This window comes from Aminobacter sp. DSM 101952 (assembly GCF_001424795.1).
In the GTDB taxonomy this organism is placed as follows: domain Bacteria; phylum Pseudomonadota; class Alphaproteobacteria; order Rhizobiales; family Rhizobiaceae; genus Aminobacter; species Aminobacter aganoensis.
This window is the reverse complement of sequence record NZ_LMCL01000031.1, coordinates 250,325-270,663: the sequence shown is the minus strand read 5'-3', so window position 1 is coordinate 270,663 and position 20,339 is coordinate 250,325. Positions and strand designations below refer to the sequence as shown.

The window sequence follows — 20,339 nt, the reverse complement described above, 5'->3', positions numbered from 1 at the left end:
AAATGCTGGAACTACGCAATGTAACCAAGGCGGTTGCCGGCGCGGACCACATCCGCGACGTCTCGCTCAACCTGCAGCACGGCAGCCTGAACGTGCTGCTCGGGCCGACGCTGTCCGGCAAGACAAGCCTGATGCGGCTGATGGCCGGGCTCGACAAGCCGACCGCCGGCTCGGTCTGGTTCGATGGCGTGGACGTCACCGGCGTGCCGGTGCAAAAGCGCAACATCGCCATGGTCTACCAACAGTTCATCAATTACCCGGCGATGACGGTCTACGAAAACATCGCCTCGCCGCTGCGTGTTGCCGGCGCCGACAAGGCCAGGATCGACCAGGAGGTCAAGCGCGCCGCCGAACTGCTCAAGCTGACGCCCTATCTCGACCGCACCCCGCTCAATCTCTCCGGCGGCCAGCAGCAGCGCACCGCGCTTGCCCGCGCCATCGTCAAGAATGCCCGGCTGGTGCTGCTCGACGAGCCGCTGGCCAATCTCGACTACAAGCTGCGCGAAGAACTGCGCGCAGAACTGCCGAAGATCTTCGCCGAAACCGGCGCGATCTTTGTCTATGCCACGACCGAACCGCATGAAGCACTGCTGCTCGGCGGCAATGTGGCGACTCTGTCGGAAGGCCGTATCACCCAGTTTGGTCCGACGATCGAGGTGTTCCGCAAGCCGAACGACCTGATCACGGCGCGGACCTTTGCCGACCCGCCGCTCAACACGATCGTGCTGAAGAAGAGCGGCCGCAGTTTCCAGCTTGATGGTGGGGTGGACCTCCCGGTGCCGGCAGACCTCGCCGGCATTGCCGACGCCAGCTATACGATCGGCTTCCAGCCCCACCATCTTTCTTTCGAGAAGCGCAACACAGATGCGGTTGGCGTGAAGGCCAAGGTGACGGTGACTGAGATCACCGGCTCCGAAAGCTTCGTGCACCTCGATTTCGCGGATGCCCGCTGGGTGATGCTCACGCCTGGCATCCGCCAGTTCGAGCCGGACGAGACCATCGAGGTCTTCATCGACCCTCGCCACGTCATGGTTTTCGACGCGAACGGCCGTTCTGCCGCCGCGCCATCGCAGCTGGCAGCGTAGGAGGGCGAAATGGCACGCATCGACCTGAACCATATCCGCCACGCCTACGGCGCCAACCCGAAGTCCGACAAGGACTATGCCCTTCGCGAGGTGCATCACAGCTTCGACGACGGCGGCGCCTACGCGCTGCTCGGCCCGTCGGGCTGCGGCAAGACCACGCTGCTCAACATCATCTCGGGGCTGCTGCACGCCTCGCACGGGCAGCTGCTGTTCGACGGCAAGGACGTGACCCGGCTGTCGACGCAGGAGCGCAACATCGCCCAGGTGTTTCAGTTCCCGGTCATCTACGACACCATGACCGTCTACGACAATCTGGCGTTCCCGTTGCGTAACCGCGGCGTCGCCGAAGCCGACGTCGACCGCAAGGTGCGCGAGACGCTCGACATGATCGACCTTGCCAGCTGGGCCAAGCGCAAGGCGCGCGGGCTGACCGCCGACCAGAAACAGAAGATATCGCTCGGCCGCGGGCTGGTACGCTCGGACGTCAACGCCATCCTGTTCGACGAGCCGCTGACCGTCATCGACCCGCACATGAAGTGGGTGCTGCGCTCGCAGCTCAAGCAACTTCACCGCCGCTTCGGTTACACCATGATCTACGTCACGCACGACCAGACGGAGGCCCTGACCTTCGCCGAAAAGGTGGTGGTGATGTATGACGGCGAGATCGTCCAGATCGGTACCCCTGCCGAGCTGTTCGAGCGCCCCAAGCACACCTTCGTCGGCTACTTCATCGGCTCGCCCGGCATGAACGTGATGCCGGTCAGTGTCGAAGGCAATCGCGCCCGCCTTGGCGGCCAGGTCATCGACTTGCCCGGCAGCCCAAAGGCCGAAGGCAACGAGATCGAACTCGGCATCCGGCCCGAATATGTCCGGCTCGGCGCCGCGGGCATGCCTGTCACCGTGCGCAAGGTCGAGGATATCGGCCGCCACAAGGTGGTCCGCGCCAGCCTCGAGGGCCGCGAGATCGCAGCTATCCTCGGCGAGGACGACCAGGTGCCCGCCGATGCGCGTGTCACGTTCGACCCCGCCGGCATCAACCTCTACGACAAGTCCTGGCGCGTCGAGATGGGAGCCTGACCATGGAAAAGACCTGGAACAACAAAGCCTGGTTGATGGTGCTGCCGGTGCTCGTGCTGGTGGCGTTCTCCGCGGTCATCCCGCTGATGACGGTGGTCAATTATTCGGTGCAGGACACATTCGGCGGCAACCAGTTCTTCTGGGCCGGCGCGGAATGGTTCCAGGAGATGCTGCACTCCGATCGCTTCTGGGCGGCGATGGGCCGCAACCTGATCTTCTCGGCGATCATCCTGGCGATCCAGATCCCGCTCGGCATCTTCATCGCGCTCAACATGCCCAGGAAAGGCTGGGGCGTGCCGGTCTGCCTGGTGCTGATGGCGCTGCCGCTGCTCATCCCGTGGAATGTCGTCGGAACCATCTGGCAGGTCTTCGGGCGCATCGACATCGGCCTGCTCGGCTATACGCTGCATGCGCTCGGCTTTGACTACAACTACGTGAACGACCCGTTCGATGCCTGGGTGACGGTCATCATCATGGATGTCTGGCACTGGACGAGCCTGGTCGTGCTGCTCTGCTATGCCGGGCTGGTGTCGATCCCGGATGCCTTCTACCAGGCGGCCAAGATCGATGGCGCCTCGCGCTGGGCGGTGTTCCGCTACATCCAGTTGCCGAAGATGCAGCGCGTGCTGCTGATCGCCGTGCTGCTGCGCTTCATGGACAGCTTCATGATTTACACCGAGCCGTTTGTCGTCACCGGCGGCGGGCCCGGCAATTCCACCACCTTCCTGTCGATCGACCTCGTCAAGATGGCCGTCGGACAGTTCGACCTCGGCCCGGCGGCGGCGATGTCGATCATCTACTTCCTGATCGTGCTGCTGCTGTCATGGGTCTTCTACACCGTCATGACAAACTACGACGTGGAGAAGTGAGATGACGGACACGAGCGAAGCCGTCGTGAGCACCGACAAGGACAAGATGATGCGCAATGCGCCGGCCACCGAAGGCGTGGCCCATGGCAGTTCCGCCGATGCGGCGCTGGCCAGGCGGATGCGGCGACGCGGTGAGGAATCGCGCTTCTGGTGGGTGGTGCCGACGATCTACATCATCTTCCTGATGCTGCCGATCTACTGGCTGATCAACATGAGCTTCAAGTCGAACCAGGAGATCCTGGGCGCCTTCTCGCTATGGCCGCAAAACCCGACGCTTCGCAACTACGGCGTGATCTTCACCGATCCGTCCTGGTACAAGGGCTACATCAACTCGATCATCTATGTGGTCATGAACACGGCGATTTCGATCTCCGTCGCCCTGCCTGCGGCCTATGCCTTCTCGCGCTACCGCTTCCTGGGCGACAAGCACCTGTTCTTCTGGCTTTTGACCAATCGCATGGCGCCACCTGCGGTGTTCGCCCTGCCCTTCTTCCAGCTCTATTCCGCCTTCGGCCTGATCGACACGCACATCGCAGTTGCATTGGCCCATTGCCTGTTCAACGTGCCGCTGGCTGTGTGGATCCTCGAAGGCTTCATGTCGGGCGTGCCGAAGGAGATCGACGAGACCGCCTATATCGACGGCTATTCGTTCCCACGCTTCTTCGTGAAGATCTTCGTGCCCCTGATCGCCAGCGGCATCGGGGTCGCGGCCTTCTTCTGCTTCATGTTCTCGTGGGTCGAACTGCTGATCGCCCGCACGCTGACCACCACCGACGCCAAGCCGATCGCCGCTATCATGACGCGCACGGTCTCGGCCTCGGGCATGGACTGGGGCGTGCTTGCCGCAGCGGGCGTGCTGACCATCATTCCGGGTGCGCTCGTCATCTGGTTCGTCCGCAACTACATCGCCAAGGGCTTTGCCCTGGGCCGCGTCTGAGGGAGCGCTTGCGATGGATTTTTCCTGGATGGCCTGGACGCTGCCAACGGCAGCCTTCTTCATCACCATCTTCCTGATGCTCGTCGGCATGGGTGTGTGGGAGTATTTTTCGCCCGGCGGCAACCCGCGCGTCGGCATCCTCCGGTTCGAGACGACCCGGGGCGACAGGCTTTTCGTTTCGCTGCTTGGCAGCGCCTTCATTCATCTCGCATGGCTGGGCCTGATCGGGCCCAACCTGTGGTGGGCTCTCGCTCTCGCAGTGGTCTACGCCATCGGCGTATTCCGCTTCGTCTAGAGGGGGAAATGTTGGGCCGCCGCAAGCCCGCGGCGGCGCCAAATGGCAATGCAACCTTGTTTGGGAGGAAATTAATGCGACGCCATATTCTAGCATCAACGAGCGTGATCGCCCTGCTTTTGGGCGCGGGCAATGCCTTTGCCGGCATGGAGGAAGCGAAAACCTTCCTCGATACCGAGATCAAGGACATGTCGGCGCTCGACCGCGCCGGCCAGGAAGCCGAAATGCAGTGGTTCATCGATGCGGCGAAACCTTTTGCCGGCATGGAGATCAAGGTCGTTTCGGAAACCATCACCACGCACGAGTATGAATCGAAGACGCTCGCCAAGGCGTTCTCCGACATCACCGGCATCAAGATCACGCACGACCTCATCGGCGAGGGCGACGTCATCGAAAAGCTGCAGACGCAGATGCAGTCGGGCGAAAACATCTATGACGCCTATGTCAACGATTCCGACCTGATCGGCACCCACTGGCGCTATCTGCAGGCGCGCAGCCTGACCGACTGGATGGCCAACGAAGGCAAGGACGTCACCAACCCCAACCTCGACATCGCCGACTTCATCGGCACGAAGTTCACGACAGCCCCGGACGGCAAGCTCTACCAGCTCCCCGACCAGCAGTTCGCCAACCTCTACTGGTTCCGCTACGACTGGTTCAACGACGAGAAGAACAAGGCGGACTTCAAGGCGAAGTACGGCTACGACCTCGGCGTCCCGGTCAACTGGTCGGCCTACGAGGACATCGCCGAGTTCTTCACCGGCCGCGACATCAATGGCCAGAAGGTCTATGGCCACATGGACTACGGCAAGAAGGACCCCTCGCTCGGCTGGCGGTTCACCGACGCCTGGCTGTCGATGGCCGGCAACGGCGACAAGGGCCTGCCGAACGGCCTGCCGGTCGACGAATGGGGCATCAAGGTCAACGAGAAGTCGCAGCCGGTAGGCTCCTGCGTCGCCCGCGGCGGCGACACCAACGGCCCGGCCTCGGTCTATTCGATCGTCAAGTATCTCGACTGGCTCAAGGCCTATGCTCCGCCGGAAGCCCAGGGCATGACCTTCTCCGAATCCGGACCGGTCCCGGCCCAGGGCGCGGTTGCCCAGCAGATCTTCTGGTACACCGCGTTCACTGCCGACATGGTCAAGCCCGGCCTGCCTGTGATGAACGAGGACGGCACGCCGAAATGGCGCATGGCGCCCTCGCCGCACGGCGTCTACTGGAAGGACGGAATGAAGCTTGGCTACCAGGACGTCGGTTCGTGGACGATCCTGAAATCCACGCCTGACGACCGTGCCAAGGCCGCCTGGCTCTACGCGCAGTTCGTGACGTCGAAGACCGTGGACGTGAAGAAGAGCCATGTCGGCCTGACCTTCATCCGCCAGTCGACCCTCGATCACAAGAGCTTCAGCGATCGTGCGCCGCAGCTCGGCGGCCTGGTCGAGTTCTACCGTTCACCGGCCCGCGTGCAGTGGTCGCCGACCGGCACCAACGTGCCTGACTATCCCAAGCTGGCCCAGTTGTGGTGGCAGGCGATCGGCGACGCTTCATCGGGTGCGAAGACGGCCCAGGAAGCCATGGACTCGCTTTGCGCCGAGCAGGAAAAGGTGCTGGAACGCCTTGAGCGCGCCGGCATCCAGGGCGAAATCGGTCCGAAGCTGGCGGAGGAGCATGATCTCGCCTACTGGAACGCGGAAGCGGTCAAGGCAGGCAATCTTGCACCTCAGCTGAAGATCGAAAACGAAAAGGAAAAGCCGATCACCATCAACTACGATGAGTTGGTGAAGAGCTGGAGCAAGTAAGGGCTCAGGCGGACATTCCGCCTGGCAGGACCTGGGGAGACGGCGCAGTGCCGTCTCCCCTCTTTTTGCAAGTGACTGCGGAGGGGAAGATGAGCGGATTCATTCTGGCGATCGACCAGGGCACCACGTCCAGCCGGGCAATCGTGTTCGATCAGGCAATGAGGGTTGCAGGCGTCGGCCAGAAGGAATTTGCGCAGCATTTCCCGGCGTCGGGCTGGGTCGAACATGATCCGGAAGAAATCTGGGACAGCGTGGTTTCGACTTGCAAGACTGCCCTGAAGAAGGCCGGCAGGGACGCCGCCGACATCGCGGCGATCGGCATCACCAACCAGCGCGAAACCGTGGTCATCTGGGACAAGGCGACAGGCAAGCCGATCCACAACGCGATCGTGTGGCAGGATCGGCGTACCGCCCCGCTGTGCGCCAAGCTCAAGAAGCAAGGGCTGGAGCCGCGCTTCACCCGGAAGACCGGCCTGCTGCTCGACCCCTATTTCTCCGGCACCAAGATCGCCTGGCTGCTCGACAAGGTCAAAGGCGCGCGCAAGCGGGCCGAGCGCGGCGAGCTGCTGGCGGGCACCATCGACTCGTTCCTGATCTGGCGGCTGACCGGCGGCAAGGTGCATGCGACGGACGCCACCAACGCCTCGCGCACGCTGGTCTACAACATCGAGAAGAACGTCTGGGATGCCGAACTACTCGACATCCTGCGCATTCCGGCTTCCCTCTTGCCCGAGGTCAAGGACTGCGCCGCAGACTTCGGCGTGACCGCGAAGGCGCTTTTCGGCGCGGAAATCCCGATCCTCGGCGTCGCCGGCGACCAGCAGGCGGCGACCATCGGCCAGGCCTGTTTCGAGCCCGGCATGATGAAGTCGACCTACGGCACCGGGTGCTTTGCCATCCTCAACACCGGCGGCGACATCGTGCGCTCGAAGAACCGGCTGCTCACCACCATCGCCTACAGGCTCGACGGCAAGACCACCTATGCGCTGGAAGGCTCCATCTTCATCGCCGGCGCTGCGGTGCAGTGGCTGCGCGACGGCATCAAGGTGATCGGCAAGGCCGAGCACAGCGGCGAACTGGCGGTACAGGCCGACGACACCCAGAGCGTCTATCTCGTGCCTGCCTTCGTGGGCCTCGGCGCACCGCACTGGGATGCCGAGGCACGCGGCGCCATCTATGGCCTGACCCGCAACACCGGACCCGAAGAATTTGCCCGGGCAGCACTGGAGTCCGTCGCCTACCAGACCCGCGACCTGCTCGACGCGATGAAGAAGGACTGGAAGACCCGGAACGGCAAGACGGTGCTGCGCGTCGACGGCGGCATGGTCGCCTCCGACTGGACGATGCAGCGCCTCGCCGACATCCTCGACGCACCGGTCGACCGGCCGACGGTGCTCGAAACCACGGCCCTCGGCGCTGCCTGGCTTGCCGGTTCCCGGGCGGGGGTGTGGCCGAAGGCCAAGGACTTCGCCAAGGCCTGGGCGCTCGACCGACAGTTCAAGCCCGAGATGCAGCCGGCCGTGCGCACGGCCAAGCTGAAGGGCTGGCACGACGCCGTGCGCCGGACCCTGACGCCAAAGTAGCGGCTCCAGGCAGCCGGCCTATCTGGCGAAGCTCGACAACAGAGCCTGCGCTTCCTCGGCGAGGGTTCGCGTCAGCTCGGCCGCCGGCATTTCACGGCCGAAACGTGCAGCCTGGCCCGCCCACAACGACATGAAGTCGCCCGAGCCCTGCGGCTCTGACTTCGCCCGAAGCGGCGCCAGCGCGCCGCCGGCAAGCGGAAAAGCCGGCGCCAAATCGGACAGCGGACCAACTTCGCGCATGATGCGGTTGACGATGCCTCGCGCCGGCCGGCCGGTGAAGACATTCGTCAGGGCGGTGTGATCGTCCTTGGCGCTCCGCAGCACTGCCTTGTGAGGGGCGGCCACCTTGGCTTCCGGGCAGAACAGATAGGCGGTGCCGATCTGCACCGCCGAGGCCCCAAGCACGAAAGCCGCCACGATGCCGCGTGCATCGGCGATGCCGCCGGCCGCGATGACCGGCACCTTGACCGCATCGACCACCTGCGGCACCAGCGCGAAGGTGCCGGGCTGGTTGGCGAGGTCGTCGGTGAGAAAGATGCCGCGATGGCCACCAGCCTCGGCACCCTGGGCGATGATGGCGTCGCAGCCATGCTGCTCCAGCCAAACTGCCTCATCGGCAGTGGTCGCCGACGACAGCACCTTGGCGCCAGTCGCCTTGACCCGGTCGAGCAGGGCTGAATCGGGCAGGCCGAAATGGAAGCTCACCACCTCGGGACGGAATTCCTCGACGATGCCACAGAACTGTTCGTCGAAAGGCGCGCGCGCCGATCGCGGCGCAGGCGCCGCGGGATCGAGCCCCAGTTCGAGGTAGAAGGGTTCGAGGCGCTTTTTCCAGGCTGTCTCACGAGCGAGGTCTTCCTCAGGCTGCTTGTGGCAGAAGAAATTGACGTTGATCGGCCTGGACGTACGCTGCCGGAAGATGCCGAGTTCGGTCCGCGTCTTTTCCGGCGTCATCAGCGCACAGGGCAAGCCGCCCAGCCCGCCAGCTTCGGAAACGGCAATCACCATCTCGGAATCGACCGGCCCGGCCATCGGCGCCTGCAAGATCGGAAGGTCGAGGCCCAGGAGATCAAGAATTCGACGATCGGGCCACATGTTGACTTCCTTCCTGGGTTTGGCTGCTCAGGGCCGCTGGCGCTCGGCCCTGCGGGCAGCGATCTGGCGCATGGCCATCACGCGGCGCCGCAATATCTCGGTGCGCATCGCCATTAGATGCAGAGTGAAGAACAGAAGGGTAAAGCCAAGCGCCATCACAAGCAGGGGCCAGAGCAGGCTCGGATGGATCGTCGGGCCGTCGAGGCGGAACACCGAAGCCGGCTGGTGCAGCGTGTTCCACCATTCAACCGAAAACTTGATGATCGGGATGTTGACGAAACCGACCAGCGTGATGACCGCCGCGGCACGCGCCGAACGCGCGGGATCGTCGAGCGCGCGGGTCAGCGCGATGATGCCGAGATACATCAGGAAAAGCACGAAGACCGAGGTCAGCCGCGCGTCCCATACCCACCAGGTGCCCCACATGGGCTTGCCCCATATCGACCCGGTCAGCAGCGCGAGAGCGGTGAACACGGCACCAACCGGTGCTGCCGCCTTCAGTGCCACGTCGGCGAGAGGATGGCGCCAGACAAGCGTGCCGAGGGCCGCGATCGCCATCACCGAGTAGCACATCATGGCGAGCCAGGCGAAAGGCACGTGGATGTACATGATGCGGACGGTGATGCCCTGCTGGAAATCGTCAGGCGCGGCAAAGCCGAGATACAGCCCTGCTGCCAGCACCAAGGCCGAGGCGCCGGCGAGCCAAGGGACAACCTTGTCCACCAGCGCGATGAAGCGGGTCGGGTTGGCCAGGTCGCTGAAACGCCAAGCCTGCGAACTCGTCTGTGTCATGGACGCTAAATAGCCGTGGCCGGCCCTCTTCGCAATCAGTTCCAACGTCGCGGCCCGCAACGCAAACGGGGCGCCGAAGCGCCCCGCAGCAATGCTGACAGAAAAACCGACCAGACCCGCTGCCTCGGCGGACAGCGTCAGGCCGCTGCCTCGACATGGGTGACGCGGCGCACCTCTTCGTCGTTGAGCAGCCCGCCGGCGCGCAGCAGCGAGGCAAAGCGGCCGTTGCGGGCCGAGAGCTCGCCAAAGCCGCCCATCTCGACAACACGGCCGTGATCCATGAACACGACGAGATCGGCATCGCGCACGGTGCTCAGGCGGTGGGCGATGATGAAGGTCGTGCGGCCATCGCGCAGCATGTCGATCGCGTCCTTGACGCGGTTTTCGGTCTCGACGTCGAGCGCACTGGTCGCTTCGTCGAGCACCAGGATCGGCGCGCTCTTGAGGATGGCGCGTGCGATCGCGATGCGCTGGCGCTCGCCGCCCGACAGCTGGCCGCCGCGTTCGCCGACATTGGTGTCGTAGCCTTCGCTCTTCGACAGAATGAAGTCCTGCGCTGCCGCGGCGCTGGCCGCTGCATGCACTTCCTCATAGCTGGCGCTGGCGCGGCCGACGCGGATGTTGTCCTCGATCGAGCGGTTGAGCAGACCGGCGTCCTGGAAGACGGTGGCGATCGAATGGCGCAACGACTTCTTGGTCACTGTGCGCGTATCGATGCCGTCAATGAGGATTCGGCCATGCTCCGGCGCATGAACGCGCTGAAGAAGGTTGATCAGCGTGGTCTTGCCCGCACCGGTCGGGCCCACGATGGCAACCGTCTGGCCGGCGCTGACCTCGAAGGAGACGTCGCTGACGCCCTGCCCCGAATTCGGGAACTCGAAGCTGACATTCTCGAAGCGGACATGGCCGGTGACGTTTTCCAGCTCACGCAGCCCCTCGGGCTCGCGATGGTCGGCGGCGCAATCCTCGAGGCGATAAAACTCCTCCAGCTTCGAACGTGCATCGAATATCTGGTTCGCAAAGTTCGAGACCTGATCGAGGCGGCTGATCAGCAGGGCGGCGAAGCCGGTGAAGGCAACGATGTCGCCGATCCGCAGCTGACCCTGGGTGACGAGATAGGCACCGATGAGCAGGACGACCATCATCGAGATCGTCGAGGCGAGGCGATGCATGGCGGAAGCCAGGGCCCACCAATCGAGAACCGGGTTCTGCGTGGTGATCAGGGCCTTGACGTAATCGCGCAGCGATTCCGTCTCCTGGCCGATACGGTTGTAGCTCTGCAGCACCGCCACGTTGCTGACCGAGTCAGACACATGGGAGAAGACCTTGTGATAGTGGCGCTCGACCGAGGCCTGGCCTTCCTTGGTCTTGCGCATCACCAGCCGACCGATCATCAGATAGAGCGCGCCGAGCCCGATGAGCACCAGCGACATGCGGACGTCCATCGAGAAAGCCGTCGGAATGAGCAGCGTCAGCGCCACAGCGGTCGACAGATGGGTGCGCATGAATTCGAGCCACAGGCTGAACAGCGCCTCTACCGCGCGCAGCAGCGTGTGCAGCGAATGCGACGTGCCGCGCTGCTGATGCCAGGCCAGCGGCATGGTGATGACGCGTTCGAAAGACTGGCAAAGAACTTCGCCGCGCCGCGCGTGGGCGAGCCGGTCGGCGCCACGCGCCACCAGAACGAATGCGACAATGTTGAACGCGCCGAAACTGGCCCACAGCGCCATCGTCGGAACGACTTCCGTCTTGCCGGCAATCGCATCAATGATGCGCCCGAACAGGATCGGCTCTGCAATAGTGACAATCGCCAACACGACGTTGGCGGCGCAAATCAGCCCAACCTTCTTGCCGTCTGCGGCAAGATAGCGAAGGGCTCTCCAATAAACCTCAAGCAACGACACTTTGGTACCCCTTGAGTCCCGTTCGTCCCTTTATTGTGCACTGCACCATGGCCGACAGATAACGACCCCGGGTCCGCAAGACAATGCGCAGATAACGTCTGAGTTCAAAAAAATCGAACAACACATGGCTACGCTCGGTAATCTCGTGTGATCCGATAAGGAATTGAGAACTAACGAAAAAAGGCATCGTTGCGGCGAAATGATGACGAAGATGCCGGACAAGTTAACGCAGGGGCATCCCGGTCAGGCCGGAATGCGCACCACCACCTCGATCTCGCCGCTGTCGCGCATGGCAAAAGATGCATCCTTGCCCTTCACACCATCGACGTCAGCCTTCGCAGCCTTAGTGGTTTTGTCTCGCACCACCCGCAACCTATAGACAGCCCCACCCAGGCGCAGGGTTGCAGAGTAACCCTCCCAATGCTTCGGGATGGCCGGAGACACCACAAGGCGGTCACCGCGCCGGCTGATGCCGAGGATGCTTTCGACCGCTGCACGATAGAGCCAGCCGGCCGAACCTGTGTACCAGGTCCAGCCGCCACGCCCGGCCTTGGAGGCGTCGGCATAGACATCCGCCGCCACGACATAAGGTTCGACCCTGTAGGTCTCGGCCCCCTGCTCGTCGAGCGCGTGATTGACCGGGTTGAGCATCGAGAAGCAGCGGTAGGCCTCGTCAACCTGCCCCATTTCCGCCAGCGCGATGACAAACCACGTCGCCGCATGGGTGTACTGGCCGCCGTTCTCGCGAACGCCCGGCGGATAGGACTTGATGTAGCCCGGCTCCTTCTCCGTCTCGGAGAATGGCGGCGTAAACAGCCGGATGAGCTTCATCTCATCGTCGACCAACATCTTGGTCGCCTGGGCCATGGCGGTGCGCGAGCGGGCCGGATCGCCCTCGCCCGAGATCACGCTCCACGACTGGGCGATCGAATCGATCTTGCATTCGTCGGAATTGCGCGAGCCGAGCGGCGTGCCATCGTCGAAGCTGCCGCGGCGGTACCACTCGCCATCCCAGGCGGCATGCTCCAGCGCCCGCTTCAGGGCATTGGCATGCTTGTCCCAGGCATTAGCGCGCTTGGAGTCGCCCTCGGCCTTGGCCAGGGGCGCGAACTCGCCCAGCGTCTTCAGCAGGAACCAGCCAAGCCAGACGCTGTCGCCCTTGCCTTCCTCGCCGACGCGGTTCATGCCGTCGTTCCAATCGCCTCCAAGGATCAGCGGCAGGCCATTCTTGGCCGTCCGCTTGATGGCGAGGTCGAGCGCGCGGGCACAATGCTCGTAGAGTGACGCCTTCTTCTTCGACGCCTCGGGCGTAAAGAAGGCATCATGCTCGCCCGGATTCAGCTGCTGCCCTTCGATGAACGGCAGTTGCTCGGCCAGGATCGCCGCATCGCCCGTAACCGAGACATAGCGTGCCGTGGCGCTCGCCAGCCAGACGACGTCGTCGGAGATCATCGTGCGCACGCCGGCACCGGTGCGCGGCAGCCACCAATGCTGCACATCGCCTTCGGCAAATTGCCGGCCTGCCGCATTCAGGATCTGGGCACGGGCCAAGCTTGCATCATGCATCAGCAGCGCTAGCGTGTCCTGCAACTGGTCGCGGAAGCCGAACGCACCGCTCGCCTGGTAGAAGGCCGAGCGCGCGCGGATGCGGCAGGCAAGGCTTTGATAGGGCAGCCAGTTGTTGACCATCGCGTCGAGCGCCTTGTCCGGCGTCTCGACTTCGATCGTGCCGAGGAACGAGCGCCACTCTTGCGCGTTGTCGCCGAGCCGCTTGTCGAAGTCGACCTTGAGATGACGGGCGACAAGCGCGCTCGCCTCCTCGTCGGAGCCGGCATCGCCGAGCAGCCAAAGCAACGACACCGAGCCGCCGGCCGGTACCTCCACGTCCCGCGCAATCGCCGCGCAAGGATCAACACCGGCTTCCACGCGGCCGGTCAATTCCACGCCGAGCGTCACCGCCCGCGGCGCTTCGACCGTGCCTCCGGTGCCGATGAATTCCTGGCGATCGGCTGTGACCGTGCCGGCCTTGCCATCCATCGCCATGAAGGCGACGCGCTCGCCGAAATCGAGACCATAAGTGTTGCGCGCCAGAAGTGCGCCAGTGGCAGGGTCGAGCGAGGATACGATGTTTGGCGCGGTCTTCGCCCGCCCGGTGCCGAGCACCCATTCGGCATAGGCATAGACCCTGAGCTTGGCTGCCACGGCGCCGGAATTCTCGATGCGCAGCCGCGAGACACGAACCGGATCCGACGGGTCGACGAGATGTGTCAGCTCGGTCGTCAGCGTGCCGCGCTTGGAGCGGAAGGTCGAGAAGCCCTGACCATGGCGCGCCTCATAGGAAGCGCTCGCGTCCCTTGCGACAGCGGCAATCGGCGAGTAGGTCCGGCCACTGGTGCGATCGAAGACATAGACCGCCTCGCCCGGACGGTTGGTGACCGGGTCGTTGGACCATGGCGTCAGCTGGTAGTCGCGGCTGTTGCGGCTCCAGGTGAAGGACGCGCCCTCGGCCGAGCTATGGAAGCCGAATCCGGGATTGGAGACGACGTTGATCCAGGGCTGCGGCGTGGCGCGCATGCCATTGAGGCGCACCACATAGTCGCGGCCGCCGGCATCGAAACCGCCGAACCCGTTCCAGTGGGAAAGTCCGTCGCCGACCGCCTTGCGAGCGTTTCGCGACGGCAGCGTTGCCGTTGCCGTGGATTCCGGGCGATCCGTTGCCTGAGCCGTCGCCAGCGCATCGCGCGCCTGCAGGGCTGCGGCCTCGGCACGCTCGATCTGGTCGAATATGGTGCCGTTGCGGGTGTGCAAGCAGACCCGTGCGACAGCGAGCAGCGTGCGATAGGACGCTTCGTCCATCAGGTCGCGGCGCACGGCAAAGATGTGCTGGCGCGGTCCGAGTTCCTTGCCGCGCAGGCGGCTGTTCTCGCACAGATGTTCGATCGCCTGCTGCAGGTCCTGAACATAGGACGAGGCCTGCTCGTTGACGATGACGAGATCGGCAACCAGGCCGCGGGCCCGCATGTACTCCTGGAACCGCAGCGCCTGGGCGACGATCTCGATGTCGGCGACGTCGCCGATGCGGATCGCCAGGATCGGGAAATCGCCGGAAATCGCCATCGGCCACAGCGCCGACTGCCGGCCGAGGCCGGAGGCGATCGCGTCCGCTGAAAGGCGCAGGAACGGATCGGGATAGATCAGATAGCGCGCCAGCTTCTGGACGTTGGCGGCGTCGGCGAGATTGAGGCCGAGATGGCGCGTCTGAACCTGCGAACGGGTCCAGGACAGCATTGCCTGGCGCGGGAAACCCTCGGGATGGTCGAGCCGGGCCACCGTCTCTTCGACTTCCTCGCGGGTCGAGCCGACGACGGTCCAGAAGGTCAGCGAGACCTTCTTGTTGGCGGGCACGCGGACCCGGCGTCGAAGGGCGGCGACCGGATCGAGCGTGAAGCCGGCGCTGCCCGAAAGCTTGGCGCCGGCATCGAAGGCGGCCGGGTCGGCGATGGTGCGGCCACGGCCGATGAAGGCGCGGCGGTCGGTCTCGGCTTCGGTGTCGCGTGCAAACCCCGACTGATCGGTGACGAAATGCGCGGCAACGATCGACGGCTCATTGGCCGCCCGCTTCTGCCGGGTTGCCAGAATAGCGCTGCCGTTGTGGGTGATCTCGGTCTCGACGAACATCTTCGAGAACGCCGGATGGGCGTTGTCGTTTGCTTCGGGTGCAAGCACCAGTTCGGCGAAGGACGTCACCTCGATGTGACGATCGACGGCGGCATCGTTCCAGATGACGACGCGGCGCGCTTCGCCATTGCCTTCGGAGACGACGATGCACTCGACCTCGCTGCGCAGCGTGCCGACAGTCTTGATGAAGCTCGCCTTGTCGTCGCAGAACAGCGTCTGGGTCTGCTCGCCGGTGGCGCGCTTGGGTTCGGCGGTAGCCGACCACCAATCGCCCGTATCGATGTCGCGCAAGAACAGATAGGTACCGAGGCGATCCTCGGTCGGGTCGGGCTGCCAGCGCGTGATCGCCATGTCGTTCCAGCGGCTGTAGCCGGAACCGGTGGCGGTCACCATCACCGAATAGCGGCCGTTCGACATCAGGTTGGTCGAACGCAGGGCCCGCATGGGATTGAGCACCAGGCGCGTGTCGGCGCTGTGGTCGGCGGTTTCGTCCTTGGTGTGCTCGGCGACCTCGGTGCGAACGGTTGCCACCGGGATGTCGCGCGGCGCCTTCTCCTGCAACAGGAGCTCGGCAGCCTCGATCACCTGATCGCTGTGGAACCGGTCGCGCATCCTGCCTTCGAAGATGGCGTTGGCAATCGACACGATCGACATGCCCTGGTGGTGGGCCATGTAGTTGTAGACGACGGCATGATCGGTGCCCTCCGGCACGCGCTGCGGCGTGTAGTCGACCGCGTCGTAATAGCCGTAGCGGCCGAGCGCGCCGAGCTTGCGCAAGCGCCGGAGGTTGGCCGTCGCTTCGCTCGGCATGAACTGGGCTGCCAGCACGGTCGCGTAAGGCGCGATGACGGTGTTCTGGCCAAGACCTCGCTTGAGGCCGAGGCCCGGCACGCCGAAGTTGGTGTACTGATAGGTCAGTTCGCGGTCGCGGCCATTGTAGGCGGCTTCCGAAATGCCCCACGGAATGCCCTTCGAACGGCCATACTGGATCTGGCGGCGGATGATGAGCTTGTTGGTCTGGTTGAGAATGCCACCCTGCGGCTCCTTCATGACCAGCGGCGGCATCAGGTACTCGAACATCGAACCCGACCACGACATCAGTGCGCCCTGGAAACCGATCTCGACGATCGGCCGGCCAAGCCGGAACCAGTGCTCGGTCGGAATATCGCCCTTGGCGATGCCGAACAGGCTGGTCAGACGTGCCTCGGAAGCCAGCAGGTCGTAGCAGCTTTCGTCGAGCTGATGTTCCTCGACCCGGTAGCCGATGGACAGCAGCTTGCGCTCGTTGCGCATCAGGAACGAGAAGTTCATCTCGAACGCGAACTTGCGGGTGCGTTCACGCAGTTCCATCAGCTTGGCCCGCAGGCCGGCGACGGCCAGGTCGTCGCTGTGCGCGTCATGCACGTGCGCCTCGCATGTCACCTCGAGCGTCCTCGCCCAATCGGACAGGACTTCGCTCCTGGTCGATGCGGCCTCGGTGTGGATGGCACCGGCCAGCTTGCGGATCTCGCCCGACAGGACCGCCAGGTTGATGGTGCGGATCGACGCCATTTCGGGCTGGGACTTGATGGTTTCCACGGCGCGGCGCATGCCGTCGATGCGGTCGATGAGCCGCTGGCGCAGCGGCCTCAACTGCCGGCGGTCGTCCGGCAGGTCGGCAACGCTTTCCTCGATGATCGAGACGATGTCGAGAATGCCCTCGAAATCGCCCTGCAGATGGACGGACGGGGCTTCCGCCCATTCCGAGCAGGCCGCGGCGACCGCCACGAGGTGCCCGGCAAGATTGCCGCTGTCGACGCTCGAAACATAAAGCGGATAGAGCGGGCGCAGATTGGTCGTGTCGTACCAGTTGTACAGATGCCCCCTGTAGCGCTCCATCTTCTCGATGGTCGAAACCGTGGCGTCGATGCGGGCAACCGCGTCGGCCAGGCTGATCCAGCCGAAGTCGCGGGCGGAGACGACCGACAGCAGGTAAACGCCGATATTGGTCGGCGAGGTGCGGGTGGCAATGACGCCGGTCGGGTTTTCCTGGAAATTGTCAGGCGGCAGGTGGTTCTGCTCGGGCGTCACGAAGGTTTCGAAGTAGTGCCAGGTGCGGCGCGCCACGGTGCGCAGCGTGTGGACGTCCCAAGGCATGACGTGCAGCCGGTCCTCGGTCTCGGCCGAGCGGCTGATCAACCAGGCGAAGGCCGGCGAGCCGGCCCAGAAGACGGCGAAGGCGAAAGCAACGAACGCACCGGTGGAATCGGCGAAAACCGGCACCGCCAGGCCGATCACGGCGATGATCACCGCGCCATACATCATCCGGTAGTAGGCGGCGAGGTCGTTGCCGCCCGACTTGTGGGCCTGCGAGGCGGTGCGCCATTCCAGCAGATCCTTGCGGCTGACGAACAGGCGATAGAGCGTGCGGACAATGGCGTCGCCCATCATCCAGGCGAGATGCGCCATGAGCACGATCTTCAGCGCCACCATTGCCGTGCCGAATGCCAGGTCGCGGCCAAGCGCGCTGAAATGGCCACGCGGCGTGGCGTCGCGGTTCTTGGGCAGGATGGCGTCGATGATGTCGAAAGTCGGCGCCATGAACAGGCTGAGGATCAGGAGCGCCTGCCACTGCGCCGCCTGGGTGAAGGGCAGCAGCGTCCAGCCGGCAATCGCCGCCATGACCCAAAAGATCGGCGTCAGCGAGCGCCTGAGGTTGTCGACCATCTTCCAGCGCGACAGCGCCGGAACGCCGGACTTCGGATCGAAGATGAAGCCGAGCAGTTGCCAGTCGCCACGGGCCCAGCGATGCTGGCGCGAGGCGTCGACCGAATAGCGGGTCGGGTAATCCTCGACGACCTCGACATCGGTGACGAGCGCTGAACGCGCCAGCGCGCCTTCGAGCAGATCGTGGCTGAGCACGGTGTTTTCGGCGATGCGGCCCTTGAGCGCTGCCTCTATCGCATCGACATGGTACAGCCCCTTGCCGGTGAAAGTGCCTTCACCGAAGACGTCCTGATACAGGTCGGAAACGGCAAAGACGTAGGGGTCGAGGCCGCGGTGGGCCGAGAAGACACGCTGGAAGAACGAGGCCTCGTCGCCCGTCGTCAGGGACGGCGTGACGCGCGGCTGCAAGATTGCATAGCCAGCCGTCACCAGGCGCTTTTCGACGTCGAACTCCGGCCGGTTGAGCGGGTGGCACATCTTGCCGACCAGCTTGGTGACCACGCCGCGCGTCATCCGCGTGTCGGCGTCGAGCGTCATGACATGGATGATGTTGTCAGGCAGCGGCACGTCGGTCGGCATGAAGGTGGTGTCGCCGTCTCCGCGCAGCAGAAGGTTCAGCTCGTGCAGCTTGCCGCGCTTGCGCTCCCACCCCATCCAGCAGCCTTGCGCCGGATTGTAGAGCCGGCGGCGGTGCAGCAGGTAGAACCGCGGCGCACCCTCGCTCGGATAGCGCTGGTTGAGCTTGGCAATCTCGCGGCGGGCGTAATCATAGATTTCGCGGTCACCAGTCGAAATCTCGGCCTGGCTGTCGGGCCAGTCCGACAGCACAGCAAAATGGATCTCACCCGACATGTTGGCGAGGTGATGGACCTCGATGTTGCGGATGTTTTCCTCGACATCGTCGCGCGAGCCGATCAGCGACGGCACGACAACCAGCGTGCGGGCCTCCGCCGGCACGCCGTCCTTGAATTCGTAGCCGATGAGGCGGGTCGGCTCGAGGAACTTGAGCACGATGGTGTTGAAGAAGGCGAGCGCGCCTTCGCTTGCCGGCACCGCAAACAGCGTCAGCATCAACGCAATCGCTGCCGAAGGCAGGCCAAGGGCGGCGAGCGCATTGCCGGCAAGCAACAGCAGAAGCACGGTCAGCGCAAAGACCGGCAGCGCTATGCCGATCCAGTTGGTCTTGCGGAAGGCACGATTGATGACGCGGCCGATCGTGGGGCGATAGCCGATCGCCTGCTCCAGTTCCTGCCGGCGCGGGCCGACGAGGAAGAAGCCGACGTCGGAGCATTCCTTTTGCAGATCGCCCTGCTCGTCGAGCGGCGCGGGCTTTTCCGTCTGGGCGAAATCGGTGGCGCGCTCGGCAACCTGGAATTCGGACAGCTTGGAATGGCGAGCGAGATCCTCGATGGCGGTGCGATACTGGTCACGCGAGGCAAAATCGAGCGCGGCAAAATTTGTGCGCTCGCGCAGCAGCGTGTCGACGCGGCTGACATCCTCGAACCATACCGTCCAATCCTGGTCGTTGATGAGGCGAAGGCCACGGATGATGTTGCCGGTGGTGACGTTGCCACTGGAGAGCGTGTGATGCTCGCCGATGATGATCTCTTCGGCGTCGCTGCCGGACTTCTCAAGCTCGTTTTCGAGCCAGATCAATGCCTTGCCTGCATTTTGCGAGCCATCGCGCAAGCGGTAGAGCAATTGCGTCGCAAAGGTCGTGTCACGGGCATGCGCCGCGTAGGCCCTGAGCAGGGCCAGCCCGTCATCCTGTTCCTGCACGCCCTGCAGGCGGTCGGCAACGTCGTTGGCGATCGCCCGCATCTCGCGGGCGCGATTGACCCGCACGGCAATGCGGCGCAGGTTCTCGACCAGCACGAAGCGCAGCAGCGACGGAAGCGCCCAGAGTTCGCCGATCTGCAGCGGCTCGACGGACTGGTAGCCCTCGACGATCGACTTGAACATCTGAGCCGACACGGTGCTGTCGGAGTGGGCGACGTAGATCCAGGCAATGGCGAGCGCGCGCGGCACCCGCTGTCCTTCGCCGAGTTCGATGGTCGGTAGTTCACGGTAGAAGCGGCGCGGCAAGTCGCGCTTGACCTGATAGATGGTCTCCTCGACCAGATAATTGTTGTCGAGCAGCCATTGCGCGGCGGGCGTTATCGGCTCSCCCCTGCCCTGCGCGGCATTGGTGTCGCGATAGACCTGAAGGATCTTCTTGGCGCTCTCGCGAACGCGGGCGTGGAAGTCGAACGCCTCGAGACCGACATAGGAGCGCAACTCCTTGCGGGCGAGGCTTTCACCCGTCGCCCTGAGCCGATCTTCATGCAGCACGGTCGCCCTGATCGGCTGCTCTGCCACAGCCGGGAAACTAGGCACTACATCTTTGATCCGGCGCGGGTCGGTCTGAATATTCATCTACAACATTTCCGTTTGACAGAAAGTCCGCCACGCCTGCCGGCGCCGCGGACCTGTCGCATAAACCGTTTCAAACAAGAATTGGTTGCATCGCAACACAACAG

At 64.0% G+C, this 20,339-nt stretch carries 11 protein-coding genes; 7 read left to right on the top strand and 4 right to left on the bottom strand.

What is annotated here, in order from left to right; all coding sequences use genetic code 11:
* Positions 1-2: 2 nt before the first annotated feature.
* The 7 genes from ASC75_RS19770 to glpK all read left to right on the top strand — a co-directional run bounded on the left by ASC75_RS19770 (position 3) and on the right by glpK (position 7,645).
* Positions 3-1,085, top strand: a complete 1,083-nt coding sequence (locus tag ASC75_RS19770) for an ABC transporter ATP-binding protein (RefSeq protein ID WP_055979049.1) — start codon at positions 3-5, stop codon at positions 1,083-1,085.
* A 9-nt stretch (positions 1,086-1,094) separates the two neighbouring features.
* A complete protein-coding gene (locus ASC75_RS19765; RefSeq protein WP_055979046.1) occupies positions 1,095-2,162 on the top strand; it encodes an ABC transporter ATP-binding protein in 1,068 nt (355 codons plus the stop codon).
* A gap of 2 nt (positions 2,163-2,164) precedes the next feature.
* Entirely contained in the window at positions 2,165-3,031 is an 867-nt protein-coding gene (locus tag ASC75_RS19760; protein WP_055979043.1) for a sugar ABC transporter permease, read from the top strand.
* A gap of 118 nt (positions 3,032-3,149) precedes the next feature.
* Positions 3,150-3,968: a carbohydrate ABC transporter permease gene (locus ASC75_RS19755; protein ID WP_055979290.1), complete on the top strand. Its 819-nt coding sequence runs from the start codon at positions 3,150-3,152 to the stop codon at positions 3,966-3,968.
* Positions 3,969-3,981: 13 nt separating this feature from the next.
* A complete protein-coding gene (locus ASC75_RS19750; RefSeq protein WP_055979040.1) occupies positions 3,982-4,263 on the top strand; it encodes a DUF2160 domain-containing protein in 282 nt (93 codons plus the stop codon).
* A 74-nt stretch (positions 4,264-4,337) separates the two neighbouring features.
* Entirely contained in the window at positions 4,338-6,062 is a 1,725-nt protein-coding gene (locus ASC75_RS19745; RefSeq protein ID WP_055979037.1) for an ABC transporter substrate-binding protein, read from the top strand.
* Positions 6,063-6,151: 89 nt separating this feature from the next.
* Positions 6,152-7,645, top strand: a complete 1,494-nt coding sequence (gene glpK / locus ASC75_RS19740) for a glycerol kinase GlpK (protein WP_055979034.1) — start codon at positions 6,152-6,154, stop codon at positions 7,643-7,645.
* An 18-nt stretch (positions 7,646-7,663) separates the two neighbouring features.
* Here the strand turns inward: glpK and ASC75_RS19735 are convergent, their stop codons facing one another.
* The 4 genes from ASC75_RS19735 to ASC75_RS19720 all read right to left on the bottom strand — a co-directional run bounded on the left by ASC75_RS19735 (position 7,664) and on the right by ASC75_RS19720 (position 20,235).
* Entirely contained in the window at positions 7,664-8,740 is a 1,077-nt protein-coding gene (locus ASC75_RS19735) for a nitronate monooxygenase family protein (protein WP_055979031.1), read from the bottom strand.
* A gap of 27 nt (positions 8,741-8,767) precedes the next feature.
* The gene (locus ASC75_RS19730; protein ID WP_055979029.1) at positions 8,768-9,532 is read right to left on the bottom strand and encodes a heme ABC transporter permease; all 765 of its coding nucleotides are present in this window, start codon (positions 9,530-9,532) and stop codon (positions 8,768-8,770) included.
* A gap of 137 nt (positions 9,533-9,669) precedes the next feature.
* Entirely contained in the window at positions 9,670-11,436 is a 1,767-nt protein-coding gene (locus ASC75_RS19725; RefSeq protein WP_055979025.1) for a glucan ABC transporter ATP-binding protein/ permease, read from the bottom strand.
* A 243-nt stretch (positions 11,437-11,679) separates the two neighbouring features.
* Entirely contained in the window at positions 11,680-20,235 is an 8,556-nt protein-coding gene (locus ASC75_RS19720) for a glucoamylase family protein (protein WP_055979022.1), read from the bottom strand.
* Positions 20,236-20,339 lie beyond the last annotated feature (104 nt).

Coding starts and splice junctions, on each gene's coding strand:
- ASC75_RS19760 (WP_055979043.1), top strand. CDS start 2,165: ATGGAAAAGACCTGGAACAACAAAGCCTGGTTGATGGTGCTGCCGGTG.
- ASC75_RS19765 (WP_055979046.1), top strand. CDS start 1,095: ATGGCACGCATCGACCTGAACCATATCCGCCACGCCTACGGCGCCAAC.
- ASC75_RS19745 (WP_055979037.1), top strand. CDS start 4,338: ATGCGACGCCATATTCTAGCATCAACGAGCGTGATCGCCCTGCTTTTG.
- ASC75_RS19735 (WP_055979031.1), bottom strand. CDS start 8,740: ATGTGGCCCGATCGTCGAATTCTTGATCTCCTGGGCCTCGACCTTCCG.
- ASC75_RS19770 (WP_055979049.1), top strand. CDS start 3: ATGCTGGAACTACGCAATGTAACCAAGGCGGTTGCCGGCGCGGACCAC.
- ASC75_RS19755 (WP_055979290.1), top strand. CDS start 3,150: ATGCGGCGACGCGGTGAGGAATCGCGCTTCTGGTGGGTGGTGCCGACG.
- ASC75_RS19750 (WP_055979040.1), top strand. CDS start 3,982: ATGGATTTTTCCTGGATGGCCTGGACGCTGCCAACGGCAGCCTTCTTC.
- ASC75_RS19730 (WP_055979029.1), bottom strand. CDS start 9,532: ATGACACAGACGAGTTCGCAGGCTTGGCGTTTCAGCGACCTGGCCAAC.
- glpK (WP_055979034.1), top strand. CDS start 6,152: ATGAGCGGATTCATTCTGGCGATCGACCAGGGCACCACGTCCAGCCGG.